The 13,272-nt window shown below is 62.9% G+C and carries 14 protein-coding genes; 10 read left to right on the top strand and 4 right to left on the bottom strand.

Annotated elements, in window-relative coordinates:
• The first annotated feature begins 1 nt into the window (after nucleotide 1).
• The 6 genes from J7E80_RS16375 to J7E80_RS16350 all read left to right on the top strand — a co-directional run bounded on the left by J7E80_RS16375 (nucleotide 2) and on the right by J7E80_RS16350 (nucleotide 4,787).
• Nucleotides 2-910 carry a carbohydrate ABC transporter permease gene (locus J7E80_RS16375; protein ID WP_215053304.1) on the top strand — a complete coding sequence of 303 codons (909 nt, stop codon included), beginning with the start codon at nucleotides 2-4 and terminating at the stop codon, nucleotides 908-910.
• Nucleotides 907-1,869, top strand: coding sequence for a sugar kinase (locus tag J7E80_RS16370; protein ID WP_215053303.1), 963 nt, complete (start codon nucleotides 907-909; stop codon nucleotides 1,867-1,869). The genes J7E80_RS16375 and J7E80_RS16370 overlap by 4 nt, the downstream gene beginning before the upstream one ends.
• Before the next feature lie 56 nt (nucleotides 1,870-1,925).
• Entirely contained in the window at nucleotides 1,926-2,564 is a 639-nt protein-coding gene (locus J7E80_RS16365) for a bifunctional 4-hydroxy-2-oxoglutarate aldolase/2-dehydro-3-deoxy-phosphogluconate aldolase (protein WP_215053302.1), read from the top strand.
• 161 nt (nucleotides 2,565-2,725) lie between these two features.
• Entirely contained in the window at nucleotides 2,726-4,201 is a 1,476-nt protein-coding gene (locus tag J7E80_RS16360) for an MFS transporter (protein ID WP_215053301.1), read from the top strand.
• A 98-nt stretch (nucleotides 4,202-4,299) separates the two neighbouring features.
• On the top strand, nucleotides 4,300-4,524 hold the full coding sequence (locus tag J7E80_RS16355; RefSeq protein ID WP_215053300.1) for a hypothetical protein: 225 nt from the start codon (nucleotides 4,300-4,302) through the stop codon (nucleotides 4,522-4,524).
• Nucleotides 4,525-4,529: 5 nt separating this feature from the next.
• Entirely contained in the window at nucleotides 4,530-4,787 is a 258-nt protein-coding gene (locus J7E80_RS16350; RefSeq protein WP_215053299.1) for a hypothetical protein, read from the top strand.
• Nucleotides 4,788-5,131: 344 nt separating this feature from the next.
• On the opposite strand, the gene J7E80_RS16345 is transcribed toward J7E80_RS16350, so the two are convergent.
• The gene (locus tag J7E80_RS16345) at nucleotides 5,132-5,524 is read right to left on the bottom strand and encodes a hypothetical protein (RefSeq protein ID WP_215053298.1); all 393 of its coding nucleotides are present in this window, start codon (nucleotides 5,522-5,524) and stop codon (nucleotides 5,132-5,134) included.
• Nucleotides 5,525-5,891: 367 nt separating this feature from the next.
• Between J7E80_RS16345 and J7E80_RS16340 the strand changes: the two genes are divergently transcribed.
• Nucleotides 5,892-6,587, top strand: a complete 696-nt coding sequence (locus J7E80_RS16340) for a hypothetical protein (RefSeq protein WP_215053297.1) — start codon at nucleotides 5,892-5,894, stop codon at nucleotides 6,585-6,587.
• A gap of 308 nt (nucleotides 6,588-6,895) precedes the next feature.
• Here J7E80_RS16340 and J7E80_RS16335 read toward each other — a convergent pair whose 3' ends face one another.
• Nucleotides 6,896-7,249, bottom strand: coding sequence for a hypothetical protein (locus J7E80_RS16335; protein WP_215053296.1), 354 nt, complete (start codon nucleotides 7,247-7,249; stop codon nucleotides 6,896-6,898).
• A gap of 767 nt (nucleotides 7,250-8,016) precedes the next feature.
• On the bottom strand, nucleotides 8,017-8,565 hold the full coding sequence (locus tag J7E80_RS16330) for a hypothetical protein (protein WP_215053295.1): 549 nt from the start codon (nucleotides 8,563-8,565) through the stop codon (nucleotides 8,017-8,019).
• 745 nt (nucleotides 8,566-9,310) lie between these two features.
• On the opposite strand from J7E80_RS16330, the gene J7E80_RS16325 reads away from it, so the two are divergent.
• Both J7E80_RS16325 and J7E80_RS16320 read left to right on the top strand, forming a co-directional pair.
• The gene (locus J7E80_RS16325) at nucleotides 9,311-9,994 is read left to right on the top strand and encodes a TetR/AcrR family transcriptional regulator (protein WP_215053294.1); all 684 of its coding nucleotides are present in this window, start codon (nucleotides 9,311-9,313) and stop codon (nucleotides 9,992-9,994) included.
• A 128-nt stretch (nucleotides 9,995-10,122) separates the two neighbouring features.
• The gene (locus J7E80_RS16320) at nucleotides 10,123-10,596 is read left to right on the top strand and encodes a carboxymuconolactone decarboxylase family protein (protein ID WP_215053293.1); all 474 of its coding nucleotides are present in this window, start codon (nucleotides 10,123-10,125) and stop codon (nucleotides 10,594-10,596) included.
• Between the two features lie 14 nt (nucleotides 10,597-10,610).
• Here J7E80_RS16320 and J7E80_RS16315 read toward each other — a convergent pair whose 3' ends face one another.
• Nucleotides 10,611-11,096 (bottom strand): helix-turn-helix domain-containing protein, encoded by a 486-nt coding sequence (locus J7E80_RS16315; protein ID WP_215053292.1) that lies wholly within the window; start codon nucleotides 11,094-11,096, stop codon nucleotides 10,611-10,613.
• 147 nt (nucleotides 11,097-11,243) lie between these two features.
• Between J7E80_RS16315 and J7E80_RS16310 the strand changes: the two genes are divergently transcribed.
• Nucleotides 11,244-12,506 carry an MFS transporter gene (locus J7E80_RS16310; RefSeq protein ID WP_215053291.1) on the top strand — a complete coding sequence of 421 codons (1,263 nt, stop codon included), beginning with the start codon at nucleotides 11,244-11,246 and terminating at the stop codon, nucleotides 12,504-12,506.
• Nucleotides 12,507-13,272: the final 766 nt, after the last annotated feature.

Raw genomic sequence — 13,272 nt, 5'->3', positions numbered from 1 at the left:
CATGGCCGTCGAAACCCTCGAACCGACCCCCTCCCAACCCGCCCCCGCGGTACGCCGAAACCCTGGAACCCTGGCCCCCAAGCCCCGGTCCTGGAGCATTCCCAAAACTCCGGGCGGCTGGATTGTCCTGGCAGTCTGCACGCTGGCCACGCTGGGCATGCTCGTTCCCGTGTACGTCATCATCACCACGGCTCTCTCCGGAAGCACCGGCGCACCAAACTTCTTCCTCGCCTTCCCCGACGCACCCAGCCTCGATGCCTTCAAGGGCGCCTGGACAAAACTTCACGGCTCACTCGCGAATTCCCTCCAGATCACCATCCCCGCTGCTGTCATCTCCTGTCTGCTGGGTTCGCTCAACGGCTACCTGCTCTCCAAGTTCCCGTTCCGGGGATCCAATGCGCTCTTCACCGTCCTGCTGGTCGGCATGTTCATCCCGTTCCAGGCCGTGATCATCCCCGTCTTCCAGTTCCTGAACATGCTCCAGCTCCAAGGCAGCCTCATCGGGCTGATCGTCGTGCACATCATCTACGGCATCCCGATCACGACCCTGATCTTCCGCAATTACTACGAGGGCATTCCCAGCGCGATTGTCGAAGCGGCAGCCATTGACGGGGCCGGAATCTGGAAGACCTATCTCCGCGTAATGCTCCCCCTATCCGTGCCCGGCTTCGTCGTCGCCGGAATCTTCCAGTGCACCAACATCTGGAATGACTTCCTGTTCGGCTTCATCCTGGCCTCTCCGGCCGCCTGGCCCGCCACCGTGACCCTGAACAACCTCATCGGAACCACCACCGTTGACTACTCCGAGCTGATGGCCGGCGCCGTACTCGTCGCTTTGCCAACAGTTGTGCTCTACCTCGTCCTCGGCAAGTTCTTCGTCAGCGGCCTCACCGCAGGAGCCGTGAAATGACCATCCTGGACGTACTGTGCGTCGGCGAAACGATGGCCGTAGTGACTCCCGCCAAGACCCAGCCACTCAGAGAAGCTGAAGAGTGCCTGCTGGGTTTCGGCGGAGCGGAATCCAACGTCGCCGCCCACCTGGCCGAATTCGGGTACCGGGCGGGTTGGGCCAGCCGGCTCGGGCAGGACCCCTTCGGTGACCGCATCTTGGATGGACTGGCGGCCCGCGGTGTAGACATCAGTCTGGTCACCCGTGACAGCACGGCCCCCACGGGCGTGTATTTCAAGGACCCGGACCTCGGCCACGGCGCCAGGACCCTCTACTACCGGGCCGGGTCCGCCGCGTCACGCATGGAACCGAACGATTCCGGATTCTGGCCACTGGAACAGACCGGATGGATCCACACGAGCGGCATCAACGCGGCACTGTCGGCCAGCTGCTCGGCCCTGACAGAACACCTCCTGGCCCAAGCCGGGGCCACAGGCTACAAGGTCTCCTTCGACGTCAACTACCGGCCCGCGCTCTGGAGCGTCGACGTGGCGGGACCCCGCCTGCTTGAGCTGGCCGGCATGGCCACCGTCGTCCTCGTCGGTCTCGACGAGGCAGAAACTCTGTGGGGCTGCAGCACCGCAGATGAAGTGTCCACCCTCCTGCCCGGTCCCCGGCATGTGGTCGTCAAAGATTCGGCAACCGAGGCCGTGGAATTCATCAGGGTACAAAACCAGCCAGAACGCCTCTGCCGGGTGCCCGCCCACCGCGTCGACGTCGTCGAACCTGTGGGAGCGGGTGACGCGTTCGCCGCCGGATACCTGGCCGGGCTCCTCCGCGGAGACAGGCCAGAGGGCAGGCTCGCCCTGGGACATTCCTTCGCGGCCTGGACCCTCGGTACCAGGGTGGACTTCCGCCCCGGCCACGGAACCAGGCCCCGCAGTTACCAACCAGGCCAGCACCATGCAGCGCTCGGCTAAGCAGCACAGGCACGCCGGGTTCACCAGCCCCAGCACGACACGTGAAAGAGAACACCTTGGCACACACAAAACCCAACGACTGGTTTGACGACGACTTCTTCCGGGTTCCCGTCATCGCGGTACTCCGTGGCCTTACGCCCGGGGAAGCAGTCCGGTCCGCCACCCGGGCCTGGGACTCCGGCGTCCGGCACGTCGAAGTCACCATCGAAACACCCGAAGCCGTCCCCACGCTGGCAGCAGTGGCCTGCGCCGCCGCGGAACGCGGCGTGGCTGTCGGCGCCGGCACCATCATCCGGATCGAGCAACTGGACGCTGCGGCATCCGCCAACGCGTCATTTACTGTTTCCCCGGGCCTTGATGAAGGAATCATTCAGGAAAGCATCAGGCGCGGCATCCCGCACCTCCCCGGCGTTGCCACCGCGAGCGAAATACTCCGTGCCAAGGCCTTCGGCCTCACCTGGCTCAAGGCGTTCCCGGCTTCACTTCTCGGTCCCGAGTGGGTCAAGGCCATGAAGGGACCTTTCCCCGACGTGCACTTCGTTGCCACCGGGGGGATGAAAGCAGCAACGGCCCGAGACTACCTTTCTGCAGGTGTCAGTGTTGTCGGCCTGAGCTCGGACTTCTCCACCGATGACGGAGCCTCAGCCGTCCGCGAGCTGCTGGCCTCACTCTCAGGAACCGCCGCGGCCTCCTAGGAACACGGTGGGACCTGAGCGTATCCTCCCAGGCGCTGGCGACAGCAGCGCTTCAGCATCCGCCAGCGCTTCAGCATCCGCCACTGACAAGGCTCTCCGGGCAGAAGCGTCAGTGGCCTACAACCGCAAGAAGTCTTGCCATTCACGATAGGTAATTCACCATGTCAATTAACGACGACCTTAGGGACGCCCGGGCCAGCGATAACACGGTGACCCGCACGGACCTGCTCCGTGCCGCTTGGGCAAGTTCCTTGGGCAGTGCCCTGGAGTACTACGATTTTGCTCTCTACAGTCTTGCTTCGGCACTGATTTTCGGCCCGCTCTTCTTCCCCGGGAACAACCCCTCAACAGGGCTGATCCTCAGCTTCGGCACCTACTTCCTCGGCTTTGCAGTCCGCCCGCTGGGCGGGATCATCTTCGGGCGCCTCGGGGACCGGCTTGGACGAAAATTCGTGCTGCTCGCCACCGTCACGCTGATGGGCGGCGCCAGCACTCTCATCGGTGTCCTGCCGACCTACAACGGCTCCGCCGGCGACTGGTACGGTGGGGGAGTCGGCATCCTCGCCCCGATCCTGCTGGTCGGCCTTCGGCTCCTCCAGGGCCTCGGCGCAGGGGCGGAAATGGCCGGCGCCTCGATTCTCATGACCGAGTACGCTCCCCGTAAGGAGCGCGGCTTCTACGCCTCCCTTCCGTTCCTTGGCGTGCAGGTTGGTACGGTCACCGCGGCACTGGTGTATTTCGTCCTGCTCAATGCCAATCAAGCTGTCAAGATCACCGACACCTGGCTGTGGCGGATCCCGTTCCTCGCCAGCGTCGTCATCCTGTTTGTGGCCATCTTTATCCGTCTGAAGCTCAAGGAATCCCCGACGTTTACCAAGCTCGAGGCCCACGAAATGATCGTGGAGAAGCCCCTGACCACACTGGTCAAGACTTCCCGTAGGACGCTGTTGCGAGGCATCGGACTCCGTCTTGCCGAGAATGGTTCATCCTCCATTTACCAGGCGTTGGCCATCGGCTATGTCACCAGCGCGGCCGTCGGGGTGACCGGTCCCATCGGCGCCCTGTCCCTGGTGTTCGCCGCTAGCCTGGGCGCCATCGTGGTCCCGATAGCCGGCAAGCTTTCCGATCACTTCGGACGCGTCAAGACCTATCGCGGGTTCGCTATCTTCCAGCTCATCGCAGCATTCCCCATCTGGTATGTCCTCAGCCTCGGAGACACCGTCCTGACCATTGTGGTTCTCTCCCTCGGTCTTGGAATCGGCACCTGGGGTATGTTCGGCTCACAGAGTGCCTTCATGTCCGAGCTCTTCGGCTCCCGCCAGCGGTACCTTGGCGTATCTGTGGCCCGCGAGATCTCCGCCGTGATCTCCGGAGGCATTGCACCTCTCATTGGTGCATGGATCATCTCTCTGGTTGTCGCGGCAAATGGAGGACCCGACGTCGCCGAGGCCGGACTTGGTGCCTGGATTCCGATCGCCGGGTATCTTGCCCTCCTGACGGTCATCACCATCGTGGCTACGTTCTTCACGCCGGAAACCATCGGCCGCGACCTGGACGACACAAGGGACGCCGTTGACGATCCCGCGACCGTGGCGGCACACCGAACAGCCGTGTACCCCAGCCGGACCCCGGTCTAGCAACATGCAGCCCTCCTCTGCGGCGGCCACGAGCCGCCGCAGGGGAGCAGGGCCAGAGCCCCCAGGGCAGCTTCAGCCATCGAAGGACGGAGACAACAATGAAAGCAATCCATCCCGGTGCTTCTCCGCAGCCCCCGATCCTGTCCCGGGACCGTTTCATTGGCGCTGTCATGGGCCGGCAAGACCTCTCCGACGCGGCAGCCATCTTGGCAGGACGAAAAATGCATGTGCCAATGAGTCACCGCGTGGAGCATCTGCGGCACCGCTCCGAAAAGGCAGCATCCGGCAATCCCGCCGCGTCCCGGACGGGCGCCGACGGATGATCGGCTTGATCCCTGACCAGGACACCTTCACCAGCCCCGCGACAGCCCATCTCGGACAGGCCCGCCGGACAGGAGAAGGGGAATGGGTTGCCGTGGACAAGGGCGGCCACCCCGTAGCGACCATCTGGTCGCCCTATCTCCGGCGCCCCGAGACGATCCGTTGCGATCCGCTGCCCCACTCGCGGTATGTCGACGCCGTCGAGGCTGACAACTTCACAGCTGTACTCGACTACGCGTTAAACAACTTCAGCACGGCATATTGACCCCGCCGAGCGACGGTCCGTGAAGCTGGCCGACGGTCAGTCGGTCCGCCGCCTACGTGCGATACCTCCCGCCAATCGGCGACGCTTTCTGGACGTCGGCTTTACGTAATACCGCGTATCAGCGGCCGGCCAACCAGCCGTATTTTTGCTTTGGGATGCCGCAGCTCCGCCGCAGCGCATTCTTGGCGGGTCGGCTGGTTCGGCATTGCTGGCTTTTCTGCAGGGACTGGTGAGCCCCTCACCCCGCTAGCTTTGCCGGCAACCGGGGGAGGGGCATCGCGTTCAGTATTGGACAAGAGTCAGATGTGCAGCCGGATACGCCTGCGGCGCCTTCAGGGGCTGATTCACATCCCGGAAGCGACAAACCCGTCACCGACCAGCCTCAGCGTCGTCACCAGAACAGCCATCAGCGTGAACGCAGCACCGAACCACCGAAGCCAGCGGGGGTTCGCGAACGGGGTCTCTGAATAGTCGAGGCCCCACATCCTGAGCTTTTCCATCATGGCCGCATAGACGGTGGCCGATCCCCGGAAGTTGGTCGCCAGAATGAGGCCGAACAGGGCGGCGATTAGCCCTATGCCTGCTGAGGCCCAAGACATCACGACTTCCTGGGATTCCCGGAAGACCATGGTGCCAGCGAGCATCGCGAAACCGAATATCAGGGCAGCTGCCAGATACACCATCATGATGGCTTTCTGGGGCTGGGGCAGAGCCTTGACGAGCTTCCATGCGTCCACGAGTCCCCCTGGCTTCTCGGAGCCAGCGGCTCGTTGCACCCTAACCTAATCCACGTGCTTCGGAGCCACAACCGTACCGAACATGCCCACTGTCCAGCAGGACTCTGGCCACCTTGCAGCGCAAGAAATGCGGGCGGCCGTGGTGCGAACGGCGGATTCGTGGAGGAGTCTGTAAGGATCAACGTACGGGGATTACGAGTTGGTTTACTGGCAACGACCGCGAGAGGGACAGCGATGTTGTTACCGCCCACGTCCCCGCGCAGCCGACAGGCCGTCCCGAACAGGGGCATGTTGGAATGCATGGGAACACTGCAGCGCGAGCCGGACAACCCCGTGGACCCCAAGGCCGTCGCCGGGCACATCGAAGGTGAACGCATGGGCTACCTGCCTTCGCATCTTTGCTCGCGATCTGCTTCTGCCAGAAGGACAAGCTTGGCCGGTCCACGTTCAGCTGTTCGGCATTGCAGAGTCCAAGGGAGCCCGCGCCCGGGCATGGGTCTGGCTCGACCAAGGATCGCCACAATGGGAGTACGCCGCGGACAACCCGCCACCCCTCACAACCCAGGAAAGGCGGCTGGCGGACCCGAAGGGCCGCTCCGAGATGGTCGGCGAAGCACTTGCCGAGGGCGGGCAGCGCGCAGCTGACTTCCGCTCCGGAATGGTCGAGGGCGTCCATTACCTCGAACTGATCGAGCCCATCAAACAGCTCAAACGCGAAGGACGGCTGCGTGAAGCCGTGGAGCTTTGCTACGCAGCGATTGAGGGCGCAGAGAAGTCTTCGAACGGCCGGGAGCCCACCCCCTGGTACACAGAGCAGGCTGCCATCATCCACCGCAAACTCAAGGAACACGACGAAGAAATCGCCGTACTCGAACGCTGGCTGAAGCAGGCACCGGCCGCGCTCCAAAAGAACAGCACCATCGCCGAGCGGCTCGCTCGACGCCCTCAGGTCGTCCCCGGATTTCCAACCTGCCCAGTCCAAGCTGGCGGTGTCCTGATGACGAAGGTAGCCCGCGAAACCCTCAGTTCAGGAATTGCCGGGCCCGGAAGCATTCCCCCATGACACCGGCACCGGCTACCGGCCAGACTGCTCCTGCACCGGCGTACCTTGGCGGATGTAAAGCCTCGACGTCTGGGACATCCCACGAGCACTGCCGCGGCGTCGGGAATCCTACGGGCCGCCAGCGTGTCCTCGAGATCATGGCAGTAGCGCTACATCCGGAGAGCCCCGGCCATCGCGGAAGTGACCTTCAGATTCACCACGGCCTCCTTGGCCGCCTCCACATTGCTGCTGCTCAAGCACCCGGCAACCCTGGACACCCGAGACGGCAGCATTTCCAGATACTCGGTAGGAAACCTCTGCGCAACCGTCTACCCCGCGTGGTCGGTGAGGTTCAGCAGTGGAGCGGGGTCCAGGACTGGCAGGGACTCATCCACGACGGGCGCCCCGTCCCGCGGGAGCGCACGATGCTTCTTCTGTACCCAACAGATGATGCGAAGCAGGCCATCTTCCGTCAGATCATCGAGCACGCGGGCGACCCGGCGTCCGTGCTGGAAACCCAATTCGCCTCCTGAACGACTGCTCCAGAAGATCACTGCGAGGAGTGCTTTGAGATCAAGGTCGGGGCAGACGTGCCCCTGCTCCCGGCCGACACCGAGCGCCCCATCGGTTTTGGTGCCGACATCAACGGCAGTGAGGCCATGGCCTGGATTCTGCCGTGTCATGACGGAGGTCGCGTCGACGGTCTGGAGATTTCCTGGTTTAAAAACCAGCACCCTGCATTAGCCGACCTCGTGATAATTGAGTAACCGGAGCTGCATTCAAGTCGACTTGATTCTTGCCCGGTCCGTTCTAGTGGACTGCGTGATCACTGGACACAGCCGTTCAGGCACACCGTTCCGGCTGCGGGGCGACACTCCCGGCGGCCCGGATACGCCGTGGATTTCTGGTGGATAACCGGACGGCACTTTTGCACAGGTCCCTGAACCGGCCCAGTGGTCCCGGTGGACATGCTGTGCAGAGCCGGCACTCGCCCCTCTTCCGGCTCCTCGAACTGTCAGCACCCCGCCCCACGATCGTCACCCAGCAAGCGAAAGGCGGTCTCAAATGAACGAACAAGGCAGCAGCAAATCCACCCGCGTCCTGCCGGACTGTGGATCGCGGCGTGCAGCCTGGCCTTGGCGTTGCTCCGCACCGTATTTCGACGTGCTGGAGGTGATGGGGCGGTAATCCCCGAACATCTATCACGCACCGCCCGCCGGCGTCATCGAATTGGTCCTGGCATTCCAGGAACCTGGCAACGATCGCTGGGCGTGGACGCCGGATGATCTATTCCTGTCACGGGCCAGGCTCCTGCCGACAGGACCCGCTCCCATGAGCCCGACGAGCCTCTTGGTGGTTCCCGACCAGGCATTGCCGCATGGTGCAGGCAAAGCGGCGCCCCGCCTCCCCCTGGGAGCGTGGCACCGCTTTTACTTGGCTTTACCTGCTGTCACCATTGGTGGGCGACGTCGATCACGAGCCTGGATCCGTTGCCGGGACCTGCAAGGGTGAAGACCTTGAAGGGCAGCCGGGCGCGGACTCCGAGGCCCAGGGTGGTGTGGCCCTCGAAGCTGCCGGCCCAGGCAACCTGCCTGAACGTCTTGTACGTCGAAACGTTGGTCACCTCGGAGCGGTTGGCCGGCACGAAGGTGGCCTTGCCCGTGGCGCTGTCATAGCTGGGCGAGTGGGCGGTGACCTGCAGGAATGCACCGCCCCTCAGCTTGATGGGCAGTCCGGACCCGTCCTGTACAACCTTTGAGACGTAGCGGACGTTGTAGCCGGTTGCCTTGCCCCTGATGTCGATCACCAGTCGGTCGAAGCAGTAGTACTTTCCCGAGCGAACATTGGCTACTGATGCGGCGCTCATGGCCTGGTTGGACTTGGCCAGCGAGCCCCAGGCCAGCCCGCAGTAAGAGGCTGCGGAGGCGGTCCCCGGAACCAGCAGGCCCAGCCCGAGAGCCATGATGATGCCAGTCAGCCAGGCGCTTACTTTTTTCATGTGGTCCCCTTTCGGGTGTGAGTGATTGGATGAATCCAGCGTAGGAGCGCCAAAAGCCCGAAACGAGGGATGTTTCCGGTTCTTCGTGCAACCGTTAAGCGGCCGGGAATCCGATCACGGGAGCGTAATTCCGGGGGGCATTTCGGGGCCGTCGAAAGACATTTGTGGCCCTTTCTCCACTCGCCTGTTATCGCCGGTAACGGCCGACACTCGCCGGCAGGCAAGGATGCTGCTCAAAAGCTGCGGCACTCGGCGGCACTGGCCTTCGAACCGCCGGTCCGCGAGTAGCGCACGTTGCTGCGCTACTGCACCGCGCTCTCCCCGCAACAGGGAAATGACCCTAGACTTTTATCGCACTGAATCAACCGGGCACCCGCAATACGGCAGGCCGGCGCAGATTGAAGTACACCAGCTATCCTTGGCCCCGAAACGAGCTTGCGCTAAACGCGTCAACTCTTGAGACTCGATACCAGGCAGCTTTGGGCGGGACCGATGATCGAAGTCGCGGTAACTATGGATATGAAACCGGAAGTCGGCGAACCCAATTAAGGACAATATGACTGGACCGCATGGATCAGCGCGGGTGCCGCTTGCACGGTAATGGCTGATGAAGGCCAGCAGAAGCAAAGTTTTTCAGGGCCCGGATGAGCGAGGACTTTGGATGAATCAGCGGGGCAGGGGTTGAAAACCGGTGTAGCTGGCGCCTTCACAAGGACCCCATAATGGGGGTGGACTAGGAGATTTTATGGGCGCAGGGGAGGGGCGGAGCGGTGATCCCCGCGAAGCACGGCGGGTGATTTCTGCTGCCCGGCGCAGGGCTGCGGACCCCGCCCGTCCGGAGACGGCGTCGCGGAACTCTGAGGTTCGTTTGCAGGTGCTGCAGGCCGCGGGTGGGTTGATTGACCGGCTCAGTTACAGTGAGGTCACTATTGATGCCGTGGCCCGGGCCTCCGGGGTGAGTAAGTCGACCCTGTACCGGTATTGGCCCTCGCGGCAGGTTCTGGTGCTGGAGGCGTTCACGTACACCACCAATCTCCTGACCCAGATCAACGATACCGGTGACGTGTCCCGTGACCTGTATTCGTACCTTGTGGCGTTGACCAGGTGCCTTGATGATGGTCAAACCGCTTCAACGGTGGCGAACCTCCTTGCGGAAGCGATTCGCAGCGATGATTTCGCCCTCCTGTACCGTCAGACGCTGTTGCGGGAGCGCCGACAGGGTTTCCTGGACGTATTGGAGCAGGGGCGCAGCCGAGGGCAGATACGTCCGGATGCGGACCTCGGAACGGTTATCGATGCACTGTATGGAGCCATTCACCACCGGCTCATTTCCACAGCAGAGGCCCTCGACCCCGCGTTCCTGCGTGACCTTACCCGGCTTGTCATACGGGGATCTGCGACCCCCGCCTACGTCGAGCGTCTGGGCTGACCGCGTTCCGGGCCAACGGAACGTTTGGTGCCAGTTCGTCCCATTCCTTCGCCCCTGGGAAGCCGTAGGGCAGAAAGTTAAATCAGGGCCGAAACAGGCACCAAGCCCATCAGAAAAGGACGCAGGACATGACCATCACCCCCACACCGGCACGCACGAATATCGGCACCCGGCATCCGGATCTCTACGCAACTGTCGGCTCGATGGCACAGATGTCCGAGCAGGCGGCTCTAGGGGAGGGCATCTCCCCGCTGCTCATCGAACTCATCAAGATCCGGGTATCCCAGATCAACGGATGCGCCTACTGCCTGCGCATACACACCGCTGATTCGCAGGCCAAGGGGGAGACCCCGGAGCGCCTGAGTGTCCTGTCAGCCTGGAAGGAGACCAAGTATTTCGATGGGCGGGAACGCGCCGCTCTGGCTCTGGCCGAGTACGTCACGCTGATCAAGGATTCGCATTCGAATAGGGGCCTCTACGAGTCCGCTGCCGGCCAGCTGACCGCAGGCCAGGTGTCAGCTGTCATCTGGGTGGCGATGGCAATCAATGCCTTCAACCGCATCGCGATTAGCAGCTCGTACAAGGTAGCGCCGGCAAAGTAAGGTTTGCGAGCCCATCACCCCGGGCCGTTGAGTTCAATCAGTCGGCCCGGGGTCCGGGGGTGCTCCCAGACCGTCGTTTCGACAGTCAGTTCTGTGCCGCACGACCGGCATCCGGTGCCGGAATCGGCTTCCGATCCGCAGTTGGCGCAGATGATGCGCAGTATTTTTCCGCTCGGCGATTCAGTGTGCCTTTGCGCCCAGCCCACCATGGCATGGAGCACGGGAAGGGCATCTGTTCCGGCCGCCGTGAGGTGGTATTCGTTCCGGGGACGGGCACCGGCACTGTAGGGGCGGGCAACAAGCACTCCAGCATCAATCAGGCGCCGGAGGCGTTCGCTCAGGATGTTGTCAGCCACCGCCAGGGCCTTTTTGATGCCTTCGAAGCGCTTGTTCCCCATGAACACCTCTCTCAGGACTAGCAGCGACCAAGGGTCGCCGAAGATATCCGCGGCCCGTGCGATGGGGCAGTTGTCCTGAGACCAGCTGGTGCGAAGCGGCATCTCAATCCCTCCTCAAGGCATTTACTATCTTAGAGCAAGCTTATTTACTTTTCTAAAGAAAGCTTGTAGCTTTTTTCCTACCAGCGCTTCCGGCCAAGGCGCCCCCTGATCACCCGACTGCCTTGCGGTCTAAAACGGAGTTCACCAATGCCTACAGCATCAGTCTTATCCGACCAGCGCGCACCCGCGAAGCAGCCCCAGGGCCGCCTTCCGCAAGGGACGGCCTTTGCAGGAACGGCGGCCGCATTCGTCAGCTTGTATCTGGCTGCGGGCGCGCCGACTCCATTGCTCGCTTTCTATCTGCGGCAGTGGAACTTCGCGCCACCGCTGCTCACCTTGGCCTTCGCCGTGTACGCCGGAGGGTTCCTCGCTGCCCTTCTTACCGTCGGTTCGCTTTCGGACCACATCGGGCGCCGCCCGGTTCTGCTGGGTGCGCTGCTCGTCCAATTGGGATCAATGATCATGTTCCTTAGCGCAGCAGACATCAGGCTCGTCATTGCGGCAAGGATTGTTCAAGGCGCCGCCACTGGTGCCGCCACCACCGCCTTCTCGGCCACGCTGGTGGAACTGGCACCCCTAGCCAGGAAAAATTTGGGAACCATTCTGGGAAGCGTGGGGATGGCGGGCGGCCTGGCCGTGGGGGCACTGCTTTCAGGGGTGGCCATCGAGTACTCGTCCCAGCCAAACAACCTGGTGTTCATCTCCCTGGCCGTCATCACCGTCCTCGGCATCATCGTCGTTGTCTTTGCCCCCGACACCGCACAACGGCGGGCGGGTGCACTGCGCTCCCTCATTCCCAGGTCCGCCATCCCGCGCGCCGCCCGGGCGGAGTTCGCCGCCGCCGCGCCGGCGGTGGCAGCTGCGTGGATGCTCGCCGGACTGTCACTGGGCCTCGCCCCGGCGATCGTCCGCAACGTCTTCCACTTTGACAGCGGCCTCGTGAACGGGCTCGCCAGCTTTGTCGGCCCCATCGCCTCGGCGGTAGCTGGACTCGCTTTCATCCGCGTAGACGGCCGAAGCGGTATGATCCTCGGCATCCTCGCCTCCATCATCGGTACCGCAGGCATCCTCGCTGGCATACTCGCGGGTAGCATCGGACTCATGATCGCCGGGCAAATCCTCGGCGGAATCGGGTTCGGGGCCGCGTTCAGTGCTGCACTGCGCCTGATCATTCCGCTCGTCTCCCCAGAGGAAAGGGGCGCCACCGTTGCATCGATCTATATCGTCGCTTACCTCGCCTTCAGTGTCCCCGTCGTCCTGGTCGGTCTACTCGCCGCGTCCGTCGGACTCCTCCCCGCCGTCGCCGCCTACGCGATCGCCACCTGCCTCCTTGGCAGCATCAGCCTCTTCGGTCAGGCCAAGCAGCACCAGCGGCAGGCGCCTGCCCTAGTCCCCAGACCCACAGCGTGATGGATCCCGCTTACCTGCTTACATCTGCTCCCCGTATGCGGCTAGCCTCATTATTGGGAAGCCCCATCACCTACGATGCAGAGAACTTCGGAAACGACACGGTTCGCTTCTGGCTCTACAGCTTGGAATCTGTACAGCTGGAGGACTGCTGAAGGAGATGGAGCGGAAGTCCCTGCGTCCGGGGAGGCTCGGTCGGACGGGACCGATTGCTCACGCCACCTCGGCTGGCCGGTGACTAGTTGAATAACGACGCTATCGGCATCTAACTTTGAAGTGAAGCGGTTCTTCCCCGGGTGGAGCTTCTGGAGGCGTTATGGAGGCGAAGCAACAAGCGGCCTGAAGTTGGTGACCATCGCGCCCGGAGCGTTAGTGGCCTACACGGGCATACTCGCTCTCTCCGGAGGAAATACCTGCCCGCCGATGCTTGCGGGACCGCCGTCGGCCTCGCTGGGAGTCTTTAACCCCAAGCCAGCAACCAAGTACCGGGGGCACAGAAAATCAGGTAGTGCCAGCCGATATTCGGGTACCTGGCGTTATTCTGGGCTGGTCCGGCCGCGGGTAGCATTCATCTACGGCGCTGAATGTTGCTGGGTGCACACTGGGGTCGAAACAGGTGTGCACGCATCTGCTCGTCAGCCTCCTACGGTGCCTTCGTGCAGCGCACCGGCCCAGTGATAGGAAATCCATGGCTCACCCTGTTAGTGTTCGAGGCACGCAGGCTGTTGGCGGATCCTTGCGCCACGGTCCCACGCTGCTCCGGCTCCTG

Origin of the sequence: Arthrobacter sp. ISL-28 (genome assembly GCF_018613875.1) — a bacterium.
Classification (GTDB): domain Bacteria; phylum Actinomycetota; class Actinomycetes; order Actinomycetales; family Micrococcaceae; genus Arthrobacter.
Note: the sequence above shows the minus strand (reverse complement) of the source record. Positions and strands in the feature narration are given on the sequence as shown.